Annotated in this window: 12 protein-coding genes, 1 tRNA gene and 1 pseudogene; 9 read left to right on the top strand and 5 right to left on the bottom strand. The window is 45.3% G+C overall.

Annotated elements, in window-relative coordinates; genetic code table 11:
• Nucleotides 1-213: 213 nt before the first annotated feature.
• Nucleotides 214-1,545 (bottom strand): transposase, encoded by a 1,332-nt coding sequence (locus C233_RS22885; protein ID WP_039748061.1) that lies wholly within the window; start codon nucleotides 1,543-1,545, stop codon nucleotides 214-216.
• Nucleotides 1,546-2,068: 523 nt separating this feature from the next.
• Here C233_RS22885 and C233_RS0118790 point away from each other — a divergent pair.
• Nucleotides 2,069-2,293, top strand: coding sequence for a helix-turn-helix transcriptional regulator (locus C233_RS0118790; RefSeq protein ID WP_026314927.1), 225 nt, complete (start codon nucleotides 2,069-2,071; stop codon nucleotides 2,291-2,293).
• A gap of 74 nt (nucleotides 2,294-2,367) precedes the next feature.
• Nucleotides 2,368-5,436, top strand: coding sequence for a metallophosphoesterase family protein (locus C233_RS0118785; protein ID WP_018669076.1), 3,069 nt, complete (start codon nucleotides 2,368-2,370; stop codon nucleotides 5,434-5,436).
• Between the two features lie 153 nt (nucleotides 5,437-5,589).
• Here C233_RS0118785 and C233_RS0118780 read toward each other — a convergent pair.
• From C233_RS0118780 to C233_RS0118765, 4 genes and pseudogenes are all read right to left on the bottom strand, one after another.
• Nucleotides 5,590-6,036 (bottom strand): annotated as a pseudogene (locus C233_RS0118780) (type ISP restriction/modification enzyme); the annotation flags it as partial.
• Nucleotides 6,012-6,212: a hypothetical protein gene (locus C233_RS22880; RefSeq protein WP_482147596.1), complete on the bottom strand. Its 201-nt coding sequence runs from the start codon at nucleotides 6,210-6,212 to the stop codon at nucleotides 6,012-6,014. The gene C233_RS22880 and the pseudogene C233_RS0118780, both read right to left, overlap by 25 nt.
• A 544-nt stretch (nucleotides 6,213-6,756) precedes the next feature.
• Entirely contained in the window at nucleotides 6,757-8,586 is a 1,830-nt protein-coding gene (locus C233_RS0118770) for a site-specific integrase (RefSeq protein WP_018669073.1), read from the bottom strand.
• Between the two features lie 171 nt (nucleotides 8,587-8,757).
• A tRNA-Ala gene (locus C233_RS0118765) sits at nucleotides 8,758-8,831 on the bottom strand.
• Nucleotides 8,832-8,934: 103 nt separating this feature from the next.
• On the opposite strand from C233_RS0118765, the gene C233_RS0118760 reads away from it, so the two are divergent.
• From C233_RS0118760 to C233_RS0118730, 7 genes are all read left to right on the top strand, one after another.
• A complete protein-coding gene (locus tag C233_RS0118760; protein WP_026314926.1) occupies nucleotides 8,935-9,240 on the top strand; it encodes a DUF4286 family protein in 306 nt (101 codons plus the stop codon).
• The gene (gene ruvC / locus C233_RS0118755) at nucleotides 9,237-9,806 is read left to right on the top strand and encodes a crossover junction endodeoxyribonuclease RuvC (RefSeq protein WP_018669071.1); all 570 of its coding nucleotides are present in this window, start codon (nucleotides 9,237-9,239) and stop codon (nucleotides 9,804-9,806) included. Before C233_RS0118760 ends, ruvC begins: the two co-directional genes overlap by 4 nt.
• A gap of 43 nt (nucleotides 9,807-9,849) precedes the next feature.
• A complete protein-coding gene (gene pulA / locus C233_RS0118750; protein ID WP_018669070.1) occupies nucleotides 9,850-11,847 on the top strand; it encodes a type I pullulanase in 1,998 nt (665 codons plus the stop codon).
• Nucleotides 11,848-12,422: 575 nt separating this feature from the next.
• Nucleotides 12,423-13,898 (top strand): ATP-binding cassette domain-containing protein, encoded by a 1,476-nt coding sequence (locus C233_RS0118745; RefSeq protein ID WP_018669069.1) that lies wholly within the window; start codon nucleotides 12,423-12,425, stop codon nucleotides 13,896-13,898.
• Nucleotides 13,899-13,973: 75 nt separating this feature from the next.
• A complete protein-coding gene (fsa, locus tag C233_RS0118740) occupies nucleotides 13,974-14,630 on the top strand; it encodes a fructose-6-phosphate aldolase (RefSeq protein WP_018669068.1) in 657 nt (218 codons plus the stop codon).
• A gap of 110 nt (nucleotides 14,631-14,740) precedes the next feature.
• A complete protein-coding gene (locus C233_RS0118735) occupies nucleotides 14,741-16,639 on the top strand; it encodes an LTA synthase family protein (RefSeq protein ID WP_026314925.1) in 1,899 nt (632 codons plus the stop codon).
• A 68-nt stretch (nucleotides 16,640-16,707) separates the two neighbouring features.
• Nucleotides 16,708-17,385, top strand: coding sequence for a phosphatase PAP2 family protein (locus C233_RS0118730; protein WP_018669065.1), 678 nt, complete (start codon nucleotides 16,708-16,710; stop codon nucleotides 17,383-17,385).
• Nucleotides 17,386-17,453 lie beyond the last annotated feature (68 nt).

Here is a 17,453-nt window from a genome sequence, read left to right as displayed (position 1 = left end):
AGGGATATTCAGTAAATGTCTTTAAACAGTAAGATGGCATATGAAGATGACTTGCTAATATCATCTCATATGCCATTTTTATTACCTATTTTTTCTCTCTGACCTAAAATCTTCTCCTTTTGGGCACGATGTTCCGGAAGAAACCTGAGACTTCTTCTAATAGATTCTTTATACTTATACTATGCAGCTTTCTTCTGTCTGTTTTTGATTTTATCAATCATCAATCATCAATATGGCGTTTGCCGTATGTATCCCAAAGAAAATCCACAGGATTTCTGTTTTCCTGTTCCGTGCTTTGACTTTCGATAGCGAATAATGCTGTTTTTGCGTACCGAAACTGCCTTCAAGCCTGGTGGCTCTTTCCCTGGAGAGTTCACTTCTGAGAACCTTCCTCAACGGCTCGTCCTTTGCAGCTCTTCCCTTGCGTACAAAGGAGGTTGATATCCCATATTTTGTACAGAACTTCCTGTTGGCATTATTAGCGTATATGGAATCGGCGGCCACACACCCTGCCCTTACATTCATCAACTTCTGATGCATACGGATACAATCTTTCAGACGTATGCCTTCATTGAATGCCTTGAAAGAGACGTGCTCGATGAACGAGATCCCGTCTATCTGTATGTTATTAACCTTTGCACCGAACTCGACGGATTTTGTCTCCTTGCCCCTTACGATAGGGCGTACGTAATGACGGTCAATACTGACAATACGGTCACTGATCTTCCTGTCTTCAAAGAGCTCCTTTTCCTGTACAAGGACCTTTCTGATGATGGAAAGCCGTTTCTGATAATCCTGTGTATATGTGAGTGAAGAGCTGTATTTTCTGTGAATGTCATCCCGTTGTATGATGAGTTTTTCCAGGAGTCTGATCATGCGACGCTTCAGCATCATCGTCCTCGAAGCCTTCCTCTTTCTTTTCTTGCAATAGGACAGATAGGATACCGCAACATCCGTATATTTGTTACGGGGACGCCTTATGCCGAGTTGCTCACAATGTATGCAGATATGCCGGTAGAGCCATTCGATGCTTTCCCAAAGGAGCTTCATGTCCGTAGGAAAACGCATATGACTTTCATAGCATGTGGCATCGGTCATACATACGTGAAGGTTCTCAAGATAAGGCTTCCAGTGTGAGGCAAGGATTTTCTGAAGGGAGTCAATGTCAAGACGGGATGCTATCTCATTACGGATAGTGCTGATTATCTTGTAGTTCGTTATAGGGTAGGACGGGTCTATCATGATACCACAGAACAACTGATAGTGTATGTTTCCGTTAAGATGTTCTACCAATAACCTGTCAGAGAATCCGGTGTAAGCCTTCAGTACCATAAGGGCTATCTTCGCGGAAGGACTGAAACTGTTCCTGCGACCCAAGCGGGATTGTGAAAGGCCTATCTCTTTGACTATACTCTCGAACGGAAACACGGAATGAAGACTGCCAAGTTCACTCGCATTAAAACTCTTACGATATTTTTCCAGAATATCGAATTCTGTAAACCCTAAAGTAGGGTGAATTTCTGAAATATTTTGTATCTTCGCCATATCAGTGTGGATATTTCCCCCGTTTTGGCCGTCAAACCGTATTTTAGGGGGGAATACCTAAAGATACAAAAAGCCAACTAATTCGCAATACTTTAAGTATGAATTAGTTGGATAATTTTATAGGATTTAATGAATATCCCTAAAATAAGACCTTGAATGTACTTCGCATAACTCACTCTTGGGGGGTACAAAATTAAGTTACAGTGAGTTACCGACCGCTATGCAAACCTACGCAAATCGCAGTAAAAGAACTTGTTAGCAAGAAATCTGTACCCGTTACGGGGGTAATGAGATGGTAACAACTATTCTTTCTGAATGCAATCCATTATCTTTCAATCAATTGCTGCGTATTATTTTGGCAATAGGTAATGGATTTGTAACGTGCTAACTTCTGTATTTTTCATCGCTTTGAAGTGGGTGATTAGCTAAGAACAAAGATACAACTTTTTATCAAATAATCGCTAAACAAACATCGAAAATGAAATAAAATCATTATTTTTGCTTTGTATTAGAGGCTAAAGAAATGGAAGCAGGTAAGATGCGAGATATTAATCGGCTGAAGATATTGTTGGCAGAAAAAAAGAAGACAAACAAATGGCTATGTGAACAATTGGGGGTTAGTCCTACAACTGTTTCAAAATGGTGTACAAATTCATCACAGCCAAGTTTGGAAATGGTTCTAAAAATGATGGAAGTCTTGGATGCAGACATAAATCAAATAATCAATCTGCCGGAAAAAAGGCATTAAATTATAACCTTTGGCTACAAGCATATTTAATGCTGATATAAATCTCGAATCCAAACTTCCTATAATATAATGAAATGAAAACGATTCTTTTATATTTTTCAGATATCCACTTTACTGGTAGGAAACCAGAAAATGAAGGTGTAGTGATAAAGGCGTTTTGTGATGATGTGAAACAGCAACTCGCAAATCTGCAATATAATGATGTTTACGTACTGATAGGAGGAGATTTAGTTCAAGCTGCTGATGATATGAACTGTTATCATACTTTCTACGCCCAAATACTTAATAAGTTGGTTTCATACGGCATATCGTCAGAAAAAATAATATGTGTACCAGGAAACCATGATTGTCAGCGTCAATGGATAATCGATCATAAAGAGACTTATGGACCGATTGTAAACCAAAACTTTACGGAAGACCGATTTAACAATATGATTAATGAACAGTCGGGGGATGTTTTTTTGGAAAAATTCGCTAACTATAAAAGTTTTGTAGAACAATACTTGCCCAATGCAAAGCAGAACCTGATAGGTTTCTCTGTTGAAATCAATGAAGAATGGAGCCTTTACTGTTTGAACAGTGCCCTTACTTCATTTGCTGGATATGGGTGGAGTGAATATCCACAACTAAAAAATGATGAACGAAGATTGAATGTTGATACCCGCAACCTAAACGATTGGGTGCAAAAGAACTCCAAAAGAAAAATCCTGATGATGCACCACCCACTACCTTTCATTGCGGAATGGGCAGACAATGAACTGACTCAACTGTTACGAACGGATTTTGACCTTTTGCTTACAGGACACACTCATCGACAGAATATTCTTTGCAATCAAGTGAAGGGGGAAAACTATGTGTGGTGTCAGGCACCGCAACTGTACACGGACAAGACAGATAAATTGGGGTATTGCATTATAGAATTGGAAGATGATCATGTAGCAAGAGTGATATACCGTGAATGGTTCAGTTCCAGAAACAGTTTCAAAAAAGGGCTCGATTTTACAGATGGCGAAGAAGGTGTTGTTGAAATCGGAAATACCAAGCAGATTGTAAAGGACGCTATTCGTTTGAAATTGGAAGAACGATTCCGTGATACAATGGCCGTTTATGGTGATGAGTCATTAATATGGATTGACCGTTATTTTAGCATGAACAGATTTGACAGGGCATTTACATTCAACAAGAAAGATTTGTACACTGAAGATGACATCATGGAAACAGGAAAAAGTCTGAAGATTGTCACCCCTGCTCAATATGGTTTGACTTCTTTTGGTTGGCACTTTCTGCTAAGACTCTGGAAGGAAAAAAAGGAGTTTGGATTATTTCTTGATTGCCGCATTGTAAAAGCAAACAAAATTGAAAAAGAAATAAAAAGGCAGTTAGATACGTTTGATGTGTCAAAAGAAAACGTAAAATGGTTCGTATTTGACAATTGGGACCTGAACAATAAAGATGCCAAACAAATATTGTCGTATATGCAGGAAGAGTACAAAGACATTCCATTATTACTATTGTGCCCGATGCTAGAAAAATCGTTTGTTAATAATGAAAATATATCACAGCAAGAATTCTCTATTGCACCTATTTTTATGGCTCCTATGCAGTTATGTCAATTACGAAATATGGTAGCAGTATATAACAAAAAACACAGAATTGGCGAAGAAGAAGTTGTCTTGAAGAGACTGAATGACGACATACAGAACTTTAATATGCATAGAACACCTCTGAATTGCATTTCACTATTGGAAGTGTTCAGTAATTCATTCGATGAGAATCCTGTCAATCGAACGGCCATGATAGAACGTCTTCTCCGTATAATCTTTGAAAATGAAGAAGTACCCAGTTATAAATCGCTTCCTGATGTCAAAGATTGTGAGTTTGCCATTGGATATTATTGTGAGCAGATGATTCGTAATGAGCAATATTACTTTAGAAGCAAGCATTTTTATGATCAGGTATCGGATTTCTGTAAGTTGCAAAAGATAACACTTGATATAAACTACCTCTTTTCCATTTTATTAAAAAAACAAATTATCTGCCAATATGACAATGACCTATATGGATTCAGATTTGCTTTTTGGGTGTACTATTTTGCAGCAATGCGAATGACAAAATCACAAGACTTTACGAACTTTATTCTAGATAAAGAGAATTATGCACGCTATCCTGAGGTGTTGGAGTTCTATACAGGCAGCGACCGTACTAGAAATGATGCTGCGGAGATAGTCATTAAAGACATCAAGAAAGTCACAACAACGGTTCATGACAAAGTTGGGTTACCTGACAAAATGAACCCTTTGCAACAGTTGCGTCTGAATATAACTGATGAGCAGGTCACTAAAGCCATTGAAAAATTGGATACTCATCTAAAACAATCAAAGCTTCCAACCAACATTAAAGATGCGTTGGATGACTCACGTTATAACCCATCTATGCCTTTTCACCAAGATGTGAGAAAGGTTTGGGAAAACTATTCTGTGAACTATTTACAAGAAATGATTGGAATTGCATCCAAGGTGCTAAGAAATAGCGACTATATACTTCCAGAGAACAAAGTAAAGCTACTCGATGCTATTACTGATGCTTGGTTGAATACGATTAGGGTTGTATATCTTATGGCTCCAGCTTTGGCTATGGATGGCAAAGCTGGTTATGATGATTTTAGACTGCATTTGGATGATGCATTTGATACCCAATCAGGCGATAAAAGACAATTGTTGATTGATATTATGTCGGCAATACCTCATAATATCGTTACATGGTACAAAGACAATATCTATTCCTCTAAACTGGCAGGCCTACTGTATGAGAAAATAGAAAGCGAGTCGAATCCAGTCATCAAACACGTACTAATAAACTTAGTAGTCTATGAGCAACCTGAGCATTGGGATGGTGTAGTGAGAAAATACATGGAAAAGGTTGATAAGAGGTCTTTCTATTTTGGGGACACACTATCATCTCTTCGCATCATGTATGCGAAAGGAGCTGTGTCAGATAGTAATATTGTAAAAACAAAAACACTAATATTATTAGGATACACGAAACTCGCTTCTAATGACAACAAAATGAATCCTAGTATGATAAGAAAGTTAGCTCCAGATGTTTTGCCACAAAGGAGGTCAGATAATGAAGAGTATGATTGAACATGGTCAATTTATCCTAACCATAAAAACAGAATGCAAAAAAATCCATATTTCAAATAAGTTCTGAATCCTGTATTTTAAAACAATTAAAACGGGCTAATAATCAAGAATGTTAAATGCCAAAAATGAGATATATGTAGATAGTAGTCAATGTAAGTCAAGAATGTAGCGGGGTTGTTTGTGTTCCCTTGACCAGTCGTTGGGGTCGTTCTTGATTTGGGATGCCTTATCGATGGTTACAGCATAGCGTTCCATTATCCACTCGATAGCAGATTTGCCATTGACAATGTACTCATAGGCTTTGAGTGGAATGTTCTCAATGGTGATATGACTGTTGTAGATGATGCGTGTCTTATCAGCAACAAGTTTACCGTTCTTGTCGCGGACTTTGGCGAACTTTATCTTATCTACGGCAAAGTATTGATATGTTTCATCTGTCCATTCATTTTGCCAAATATCAATGTCGCCAATAACTTTGACCTTACATTGCAGATATGCAAACATCGGCATATCAGCGTAAAAAAGATAATCTCCATCTTGTCCGGTAATCTGGCTGTTGATACCTTGTTCGTAGTTCAAGTGCATGCCAGCAAGTTCTTGCAGGCGGAACGGATATCCACGTTTATCCTGTCCAGTTCCCTGTTCACGACAGTGGCGGGTTTGCCCTTGCCCACAGCCCTGCCGGATTTTACATTCCACAGTTCGGGAATGGCATACACCTTGGTGCTGAACTGCACCATTGACTTGCCGATACGGATTCGCCCCAATATGGGCATCGTCCCGTCGGCTCTTTCCTCATTTTTCTTGAGGTAAAATGTAACTTTCAATTCGTTCATAATCAGCTCTTTTTTTATTCGCAAAATTATATTGTACAGAGCCAATCATCCGTTTGCAGAACGGTGCGGACGGGTGCAAGAAAAACCGTCGGATAACTATTTTAACCTATTGTTTGCAAAGAACCTCTCTGAATCTGTCAAACTGCTGTCTGACAATGTTGTTTTACCAGAAATGTGAATGTCCTTTTCTGCATAAACAGGTAACGTATTCGTAACGGAAAGTCTGCACATATCCGCTATATTCTGCTGTTTTGCCACTTGGCAGCGATGGGAGGAATTGGGAAGTTCACACGTGATGTTCAGTAAGTTACGCAGATTGTTCCATTTTTGCATCAGCGATGCTCAATATGGTAACTGAACTCTTGCGCCGTTTGGCTTCGAAGTGGTATTCCGTTGGCTCTGCCTAATAAAAAAACAAAGCGTAACGAACGCTCTTTCAGCTAATTCGCTACGCTTCGCTCAATTCTACAATTTCGCTATGTGTTTATTTTATGATAATATTTCCTGAAGGAGTCTCTACTACTAAGATATAGGCTTCGTATGCTGCTTTCCCTTTATATTTTAATCTGTCGGGAGTGTACAGACAGTTTATCCCCATTTTTTGTAAAGAAGTTATGGCAATCCTCAAAGTGTTGTGAGTGGGGTCTAATAATACTATATTTTTTAATATCTCAGTAAGTCGTTTTTTCAGTTCTTTAGAATGGGTGTTATAGGCTGCTAACATCTCTTTTTTATACCTATCCGTACGGCTTACGTCTTCAAGGTATTTTTTGATTTCATGAAGCTTGTCCATTGAAAGTATATCCACCTTGTTGGTATGCAGTTTTCTCAAATCTGACAACTCTTGTTCTCTGAATAACTCATGAAGCAGACTGTCCAAGTTCATTTCTGTTGTTTCTACATTAGCAGGGTGAAGAACTGTAGGATTGTAAAGCTCGTTCTGTTGTAAGAGGTCTTCGCACAATTGCACAATCTCATGAGGACGATTTTTTAGCGAATCTTTGTAAATACCGATATATTTATTGGTAGCTTTATCATAGTGCTCAACCATTTTAGTAGTTTGTCCTGTAAACTTGCTTATCTGTTCATAAGTCCAACCGCGTGCAGAGAGCATGGAAATATAGGTTCGCCTTCCTGTATGAGTACTTATGCATTCATATCGTGGGCGCTTGATTTCCTTGGGTTCGCTTTCACCCTGGTAATGGAATGATTGTAACTCTTCCCCTTGAATACCTGCTTCTTTAGCAATTCTTTTAATATTCTTATTGATTACATCTTTTGTTATATTAGGTAACCGACAATGGTACTTGTCTATCAGAATCTTTTTGGTGATTGCAAATATAATTCCCACTTCTATTTTTTTATTAGGTGTTTTCTTGGGAGAAATTGTGACATAATATTTACCTCCTATTTCCTCTAATCGTTCGTCTAACCGAAGGATGTCTGTAATACGATGTCCGAGTGTACATTCAAGAAGGAACACATCGCGTACTTCTTCGTCTCGTTTGCAAGTTGGCTGGTAGTTATATAGGAGCATAACTTCGTCATCTCTTAAAGCTATATGGTTGGGTGAAGACTTGTCATTGAACAGCTTTACTTTCAGAGAAGCTATTTCTATTTCAGTAAGATATTTGTTTGCTCTGGCGCATAGTACGACTGCGGATTTTGCATATTTGAGGATAGAATTGATGGAAGATATGGAATAAGAAGTTCCATCATCGTGTGTATAATTATCATGGATGTAGTATGCGAAGGCATTGAAAAATTCAGTTGTAAAAAAGCTAAAGCTATTAACTTTTATTTTTTCCACCTCTTCGAGATAGGAAAGGTAAAATTTTAGCGCGGGGAGACCTTTCTTGATATAATTATCAGAAGTTCCTTTTTTTATGGTAGTATCATTATATACCGCATCCTGAATTGTTTTAATGATGTCATCTATTTTAGCATTCTCTTTTTTCTTCTGTCTTGCCATATCGTTAAATTCGTTTTTAAGCAATGCAATTACATCAGTGGTATTATATTCATCAATGTTACAAAGGTATAGCTTAAACTTGATAAAATGATTCTTTACTTCTTCTATTTTTTTATTTACTATTGAATTATTCAGGTTGTCTGCACTAGTTAGAATGGGGCTGATGTAGGCTTTTTGTAGTTCTTGGTTCCATTGTTTAGGATAGACTTTAGTGTTAGTGGCAAATTTGTACAGTTTACCTTTGAGTCTCACCATAAATATCAGTGAGGACGGCTGTTTGCTTTTGGGCTTGTCCAGGAAGAATCTGCCACGTAGTTCAAGGGGGAAAATCTGCTGTTTCATCGGTGTCGAAATTATCCTTGATTTTCAGCGGCTTAATGAAAACTGAGGTAACAAAAAAAGGTAACAAAAAAAAGTAATACGGTCTCTAAAACGGTGTTTTATGGGGTGTTTCCCTCAATGTCCCCTAAATAGAAAAAGCCGCTAACTAATTGATAGTTAACGGCTTCGCCGTGGAGCGTACCGGACTCGAACCGGTCACCTCGACACTGCCAGTGTCGCGCTCTAGCCAGATGAGCTAACGCCCCGTTGCTAACGTTTGCAGAAGTATCCGCTTTTTTGATGCTGCAAATATAATGCATTATTCTGAAATAATTGCTATGTTTGCGAAACAAAATGAAAAAAGAAGTTATGCTGGTATATAATACGACCTATCACGTGGAAGAAGGACAGGAAAAATACTTCCTTGCCTGGATGCAGGAATACTATCTTCCGGAAGTCGGAAAACATGGTACGCTGTATGCCCCGCGCATAGCACGCATACTGAGCCATATCGAAGAGGGAAGCACCTGCTACTCTGTGCAATTCGAGGTGGAAGACTCTGCCAAGCTGCATCGCTGGCATCAGGAGCAAGGCGTGAAACTGAATGAGGAACTGCTGAAAATCTTCAAAGATAAAGTCGTCGGCTTTCCGACGTTAATGGAGGTGATAGCGTGATACAGCCGGTGAAGGAGAAAATCATTCTGGGCATAGACCCCGGTACTACCATTATGGGGTACGGTGTGCTGCGTGTGGCGGGAGTAAAGCCCGAAATGATTGCCATGGGTGTCATAGACCTCCGCAAGTTCGGCGACCATTACCTGAAACTCCGTCATATCCACGAACGGGTACTGGGCATTATCGAAAGCTACCTGCCCGACGAGCTTGCCATTGAAGCACCCTTCTTCGGAAAAAACGTGCAATCCATGTTGAAGCTGGGGCGTGCGCAGGGAGTGGCTATGGCTGCCGCTTTGAGCCGCGACATCCCTATCACGGAATACGCCCCTTTGAAGATAAAAATGGCGATAACGGGAAACGGCCAGGCATCCAAAGAACAGGTGGCGGATATGCTGCAACGCATGCTCCGTTTCCCCAAGGAAGAAATGCCCGTATTCATGGACGCCACGGACGGGCTTGCCGCCGCCTACTGCCATTTTCTGCAAATGGGGCGGCCTGTCGTAGAGAAAGGCTACCACGGCTGGAAAGACTTTATAGCCAAGAATCCCGATAAAGTGAAACGATAACCCCTAATCTTATATATATAACTTTAATACTTGAAATACTGCCATGAAACTAAACGAACTTGTCATTATCGGAGTAGCGGCGACAACGGTTGTCAGTTGTGCTCCCTCGAAGAAAGAATATGCGTCTTATGAACTTTATCCCGTCCGTACGGGCAGCCTGACCGAAATGGAATATGCACCGGGTGCTACGCGCTTTACACTTTGGGCGCCTACGGCGGACGAAGTACGCCTGATGCTGTACGATGCGGGCGACGGCGGACACGCCTATGAAACGGTTGCCATGTCGCCTGCCGAGAACGGCACATGGACGGCTAAGGTAGAGCAGGACTTGAAAGGCAAGTTCTATACCTTCAATGTGAAAATCGACGGGAAATGGCTGGGCGACACGCCGGGCATCAATGCGCAAGCAGTAGGTGTGAACGGCAAACGCGCTGCCATTATCGATATGCGCGACACCGACCCGGAAGGCTGGGCAGAAGACAAGCGTCCGCCGCTGGCATCGCCTGCCGATGTCATTATCTATGAGATGCATCACCGCGACTTCTCCATAGACCCCTCGTCGGGCATCGAGCATAAAGGTAAATTCCTCGCATTGACGGAGCAGGGAACGGTCAATCCGGATAAGCTGGCAACCGGTATCGCACATCTGAAAGAGTTGGGAGTGACACATGTGCACATCCTGCCCTCCTACGACTATGCCTCGGTAGACGAAAGCAAGCTGGACGAGAATAAATACAACTGGGGATACGACCCGCAGAACTATAATGTGCCCGACGGCTCGTACTCTACCGACCCTTACCGGCCGGAAGTACGCATCCGCGAATTCAAGCAAATGGTGCAAGCCTTGCATAAGGCAGGTATCCGTGTGGTGCTGGATGTGGTGTACAACCATACTTTCAACACGACCGAGAGCAACTTCGAGCGTACCGTTCCCGGATATTTCTACCGTCAGAAGCCGGACGGCAGCTTTGCCGACGCTTCCGGCTGCGGCAATGAAACGGCGAGCGACCGCCCGATGATGCGTAAATACATGGTAGAATCCGTACTGCATTGGATTAACGAATACCATATCGACGGTTTCCGTTTCGATTTAATGGGAATCCATGATATCGAAACCATGAACGAAATACGCAAGGCAGCGACGGCGGCAGACCCCACTATCTTTATTTACGGTGAGGGCTGGGCGGCATCCGCGCCCCAGTTGCCTCAGGACTCGCTGGCGATGAAGGCCAATACGTACAAGATGCCGGGTATAGCCGCTTTCTCCGACGAGATGCGGGATGCCCTGCGCGGCCCCTTCAATGACAATCACCGGGGAGCTTTCCTTGCCGGGTTGCCGGGTGGAGAGGAGAGCATCAAGTTCGGTATTGCCGGTGCTGTCGAGCATCCGCAAGTCGATAACGGACAGGTGAATTACAGCAAGGCTCCCTGGGCGGAACAGCCTACGCAGATGATTAGCTATGTATCTTGCCACGATGACATGTGCCTGGTAGACCGGCTGAAATCCAGCATCCCCGGCATTACTCCCGAGGAACTTGCCCGGTTGGATAAGCTGGCGCAGACGGCGGTATTTACCTCGCAAGGCGTACCTTTTATCTATGCCGGCGAAGAAGTGATGCGCGACAAGAAGGGAGTACACAACAGTTTCCAAAGCCCGGATTCCGTCAATGCTATCGACTGGAGACGCAAGACGGAACATGCGGATGTGTTCGCCTATTATAAAGGGCTGATTCAGTTGCGTAAGAATCATCCGGCTTTCCGGTTGGGAGATGCCGGCCTGGTTCGCAAACACCTGGAATTCCTGCCGGTTGAAGGCAGCAACGTGGTAGCTTACCGGCTGAAAGAGCATGCCGGCGGCGATGCGTGGGGAGACATCTATGTGGTACTGAACTCCCGCAAGGAAGCTGCTAAGATTTCCGTGCCCGAAGGCAAATATACGGTAGTCTGCAAAGACGGATTTATCAATGAACGGGGCTTGGGCACGGTGCAGGGACCGGAAATCTCCGTTCCGGCACAGTCAGCGCTTATCTTCTATAAATGATGATGTCCGGTTTTCGTCCGTACCGAATGGAATAGGCATCGTGGGATAAAGAACAGGCGACAGAAATACACCGTCTGTTCAAGCAAAACACACCGTCTGTCAGGGGCAAACGCACTGTCCGTTGCACCCTGACAGACGGTGCGTTTTGTTACCTGAAAAGGGAAGTATCCGCAACCCCTTTATCCGTTAAGCCCTCTGTTTACGGAAGACAACAGGTAGACTTCGCATTAGGGTGGGATACCTGCGGAAATCATCCCGCAGGACGGAACAATTCGTCCTACGGGACGGATAATTTCGTCTTGCAAGACGGATTTATTTGTCTCACGAGCCAATTCTTTTTGTCCCGTGAGACGGATTGTTCTGTACGGATAGCCTCCCGGATACCCTTTCCCTGCTTCTTCCTGCCAGGGATGAGGCTTACCCGCTATCCCCTGTAAACAGGGTACATTACAAATGGAGGCACATATCGGCGGATTGAAAATACAGCAGCTTTTATACTACTTTGATACCGGAATTTTTTCCGGAAGCTAAAATCTTGATACCTTTGCGGCGCCAACCAAACAAAACCACTTGAAATGACACAGCAACACACCTTACATATAGAGGGAGGCGTAGCGCGCAACCCGCTTGTCCGTTTATCGCAACCTGTCACCCTCGACTTCCTCGACGGGGAGCACATCGCTATCGTGGGTCCTAACGGGGCGGGAAAGAGCCTGTTGGTGGATTTGCTAACGGGCAAGTACCCCCTGCGCGACGGTACGCTGGCTTACGACTTCCGTCCCTCAGCCACGCAGACCGCTTACGACAATATCAAGTACATCGCCTTTCGCGATACTTATGGTTCCGCCGATGCCAATTACTACTACCAGCAGCGCTGGAACGCCCACGACCAGGAAGATGCCCCGCTGGTGCGCGAACTGTTGGGCGAGATAAAGGATAAGGATTTCGGACAACAATTGTTCGACCTTTTCCGCATCCGGCCGATGCTCGATAAGAAAATCATTCTCCTTTCCAGCGGCGAGCTGCGCAAGTTCCAGTTAACCAAAGCACTGCTCACAGCCCCGCGCATCCTTATCATGGACAATCCTTTCATCGGGCTGGACGCCGCCACGCGCGAGCTGCTGTTCAAACTCCTGGAAAAGTTGGCGCGGCTGGCTTCCCTGCAAATCGTGCTGGTGCTTTCCATGCTGGACGATATACCCTCTTTCATCACCCACGTAGTCCCGGTTGCCAATAAAGCAGTGGGAATGAAAATGGAGCGTGAAACCTATTTGCAGGTTTTCCGGGAGCAGGATGCCGTCCGCGCTGAGGCGGATGCCGTTCCTTTCGGCGAGTTACAGCGGCGTATTATCGGCCTCCCTTACGAGAATACGAACTTTACATCGGACGAAGTCGTCCGGCTGAATAAGGTCAGCATCCGCTACGACGACCGCACAATCCTGAAAGAGCTGGACTGGACGGTGATGCGCGGGCAGAAGTGGGCGTTGAGCGGCGAGAACGGCGCGGGTAAATCTACTTTGCTCAGCCTGGTATGTGCGGACAATCCCCAGTCTTATGCCTGCGACATCAGCTTGTTCGGGCGTAAGCGCGGAACGGGCGAGAGTATCTGGGAAATCAAGAAACATATCGGTTACGTCAGCCCGGAGATGCACCGCGCCTATCTGAAAAACCTGCCGGCTATCGAAATCGTAGCTTCCGGACTGCACGACAGCATCGGTCTGTACAAACGTCCGCATGCCGGGCAAATGGCCGTGTGCGAGTGGTGGATGGATATTTTCGGGGTGGCAGACTTGAAAGACAAACCTTTCCTGCAACTTTCCAGCGGCGAGCAGCGCCTCGCACTTCTGGCGCGCGCCTTCGTGAAAGACCCCGAACTGCTGATTCTCGACGAACCTCTGCACGGGTTGGATACGTATAACCGCCGCCGTGTGAAGAAGATAATCGAGGCCTTCTGCCGCCGCCGGGACAAGACGATGATTATGGTGACCCATTACGAGAGCGAGCTGCCCGCCGTGATAACAAACCGCCTGTACCTGAAACGCAACCGGTAAATATCCTGCCGGCAAAGAACAAACTATGATATAAATCGTTATATTTGAGGAATTAATCCTTAAACAGTTTATATCATGAAGTTCTTTATCGACACTGCAAATTTAGACCAGATTCGGGAAGCCTACGGTATGGGCGTACTCGACGGAGTAACCACCAACCCTTCGCTCATGGCGAAAGAGGGTATTAAAGGAGTGGAAAACCAGCATAGGCATTACGTAGACATCTGCAACATCGTACAGGGGGACGTGAGTGCGGAGGTTATCGCTACCGGGTATGAGGGGATGATTGAGGAGGGGGAAGAACTCGCCGCACTCAATCCGCACATCGTGGTGAAGGTTCCTTGCATTGCCGACGGGATAAAAGCCGTTAAATATTTCTCGGAAAAAGGTATCCGTACCAACTGTACGCTGGTATTTTCCGTGGGGCAGGCATTGCTGGCTGCCAAAGCCGGGGCAACATATGTTTCGCCGTTCGTAGGACGCCTCGACGACATCTGCGAAGACGGTGTCGCTTTGGTAGGCAAGATTGTAGAGATGTACCGCTATTATGGCTACGACACCCAGGTGCTTGCCGCCTCTATCCGCCATACGGCGCATATCATCCGGTGCATAGAAGCGGGGGCTGATGTGGCCACATGCCCGCTTGCTGCCATAAAAGGCCTGCTGAACCACCCGTTGACGGATGCCGGCCTGATGAAGTTCCTCGAGGACTATAAACGTGTAAACGGATAACCCCGAAATCCTATAAGCCTATCTTTCACGCATTTCTTAACTAATATTGGCGAGAAATAGAATAAAAAACTTTATTTTTGCCGAATATATTCAGTTTAAGAACAGCACCGATGAAAGAAAGGCTTATAGGATTCCTCAAGACATATTTTTTGTTTGTCTGCATATTTGCATTGCAGAAACCGTTTTTCATGCTTTTTTACCGGACGTTGTACGAAGGCGTTTCGTGGACGGAATGGTTCGGTACGGTTTGGCATGGACTGCCGCTGGACTTATCGCTTGCGGGCTATCTTACGGCTATCCCGGGGTTGCTTTTTATCTGTTCCGCATGGGCGGTTCCCGACCTGCTCCGCCGTATCTGGTGCGGTTATTTCATGTTCGTTTCCGTTCTGCTCTCTATCATATTCACCGTTGATTTGGGGTTGTATGAATACTGGGGCTTCCGGCTGGATGCCACTCCTTTATTCTATTTCTTCTCCTCGCCTAAGGATGCCGTGGCAAGTGTCAGCATCTGGACGGTAATCGGGGGGATTGTTGCCATGGCGGTTTATGCGGCGGTGTTGTACGGGGTGTTCTATCTCGTGCTATTGCAGAAAGGCGCCTTCAGGCGCATGAAGATACCTTACCGGCGTTTAAGGGTGTCCGGTGTGCTGCTGTTGCTTACCGGCCTGCTGTTCATCCCGATTCGCGGCGGGTTTACGGTATCTACCATGAATACGGGCAAGGTATATTTCAGTACCAATCAGCGTTTGAACCATGCTGCCATTAATCCGGCTTTCAGCCTTATGGAATCTCTTTCCAAGCAGAAAGATTTCGGAAAACAATACCGTTTTATGGAAGCGGATGCGGCAGACCGTATTTTTTCAGAGCTGGTAGACCCCGCTGTCTTGGCGGAGAACGGCAAAACGGCGGACTCTTTGCAGCAGGTTCCGGATTCCTTGCATTCGCTGTTCACGACACAGCGTCCCGATGTGCTTTTTGTAATTATGGAGAGCTTCTCTTCGCGGCTGATGACGGCGCTGGGCGGCGAACCGGATGTGGCTGTGCAGTTGGACAGCCTGGCGCGCGAGGGCGTACTCTTTACCAATTTCTATGCGAACAGTTTCCGTACCGACCGCGGGCTGGTGGCTATCTTGAGCGGTTATCCGGCACAGCCCACTACCAGTATCATGAAGTATCCCCGCAAAACGCAGTCTATCCCTGCCATTGCGGGCAGCCTGAAGCGTGCCGGTTATAAGACGAAATACTACTACGGCGGCGATGCGGACTTCACCAATATGCGCTCTTACCTGATGTCGTCCGGCTTCGAGGATATCGTTGCCGACCAGGACTTTCCGGTTTCGGAACGTCTGAGCAAGTGGGGAGTGCACGACCACCTTGTGTTCCGCCGTTTGCTGGACGATTTGAGGGCGGAGGCGGCGGATAGCAGTTCGGTAGGCGGTGCGCCCCGTTTCCGTGTGCTGCAAACCTCCAGCAGCCACGAACCCTTCGAGGTTCCTTACAGCCGTTTGAAGAACGAGCGCCTGAATGCTTTTGCCTATACGGATAGCTGCATCGGCGATTTCGTGAAACAGTTCCGCGAGTTGCCGCAGTGGAAGAATACGGTGGTCGTGCTTGTACCCGACCATTTGGGGGCTTATCCCGAACATATCGGCAATCTCGAGATAGACCGGTATCAGATTCCTTTGCTGATAGTGGGCGGTGCGGTGCGCCGGCCGGAGCGTATCGGTGTGTACGGCTCGCAGCAGGACATCGCCGCTACTTTGCTGGCGCAGTTGGCGTTGCCTCACGGCGAGTTTACGTTCAGTAAGGATATGCTCAATCCGGCTTCTCCTCATTTCGCTTTCTTTACTGTGCCCGATGCTTTCGGTTTCGTGACGCCGGACAACCGGTTGATTTTTAATAACGAGGCGGATGCAGTAGCTGTGGATGAAGGGACGGGGAAAGGGAAGAACCTCCTTGCAGGGCAGGCGTATTTGCAGAAATTGTACGATGATATAGCCGCAAGATAGGAGATAAAGGGAGCGGATAGTTCCGCAGGATGTTACAGTATGTCAGGACAATACAGAAATAAGATAGGATGATATTAGCAGGTATTTTATCGGGGTTGGTGGAAATGGATACCGACCTGTTGCTCGCTATCAACGGATGGCGTGCAGAGTGGGCGGACTTCTTCATGTATGCTTTTAGCGGCAGGTGGATTTGGGTTCCGATGTATGTAGCCATTTTCTATGCGATAGTCCGTAACCTGCATTGGAAAACGGCTGTGGGATGTGCCGTAGCCATTGCGCTGACCATTACGTTTGCCGACCAAATGGGGGCGACCGTTATCCGTCCGTTGGTTTGCCGCCTCCGGCCTGCCAACCTCGAGAACCCTGTTTCGGAGTTCGTACAGATTGTGAACGGCTACCGGGGCGGGCGTTACGGTTTTCCTTCCTGCCATGCCGCCAATACGTTCGGACTGGCTTTCTTCTTGTTCTATCTGTTCCGCAACCGTGCCTTGAACTGGTTTATCATGGTATGGGCGCTGCTGACGTGTTATTCCCGTTCCTATCTGGGAGTGCACTATCCCGGCGATTTGCTGGTGGGCGCTTTCGTAGGCTTCGTGGGTGCATCCCTTTGTTACTGGCTTTTCAGCTTGGTATGCAAGTATAGGCGGAAAGAGGATTACAAGCATATTTATGCTCCTATCTGGGTCGGAGGGATTACCACGCTCGGAATATTGGCATATGCTTTGATAAGGGCGGCGGTATCGTAGGTTCTCTTTTTTTGGGGGGGGACGCCGTTTGGCAGGCAGGGATTGGCAAACATCTTTCCTTTAGATTT

It is taken from the genome of Bacteroides gallinarum DSM 18171 = JCM 13658 (assembly GCF_000374365.1).
Taxonomy (GTDB): Bacteria; Bacteroidota; Bacteroidia; order Bacteroidales; family Bacteroidaceae; genus Bacteroides; species Bacteroides gallinarum.
The sequence above is the reverse complement of the archived record's forward strand: the minus strand, read 5'-3'. Positions and strand labels throughout refer to the sequence as shown.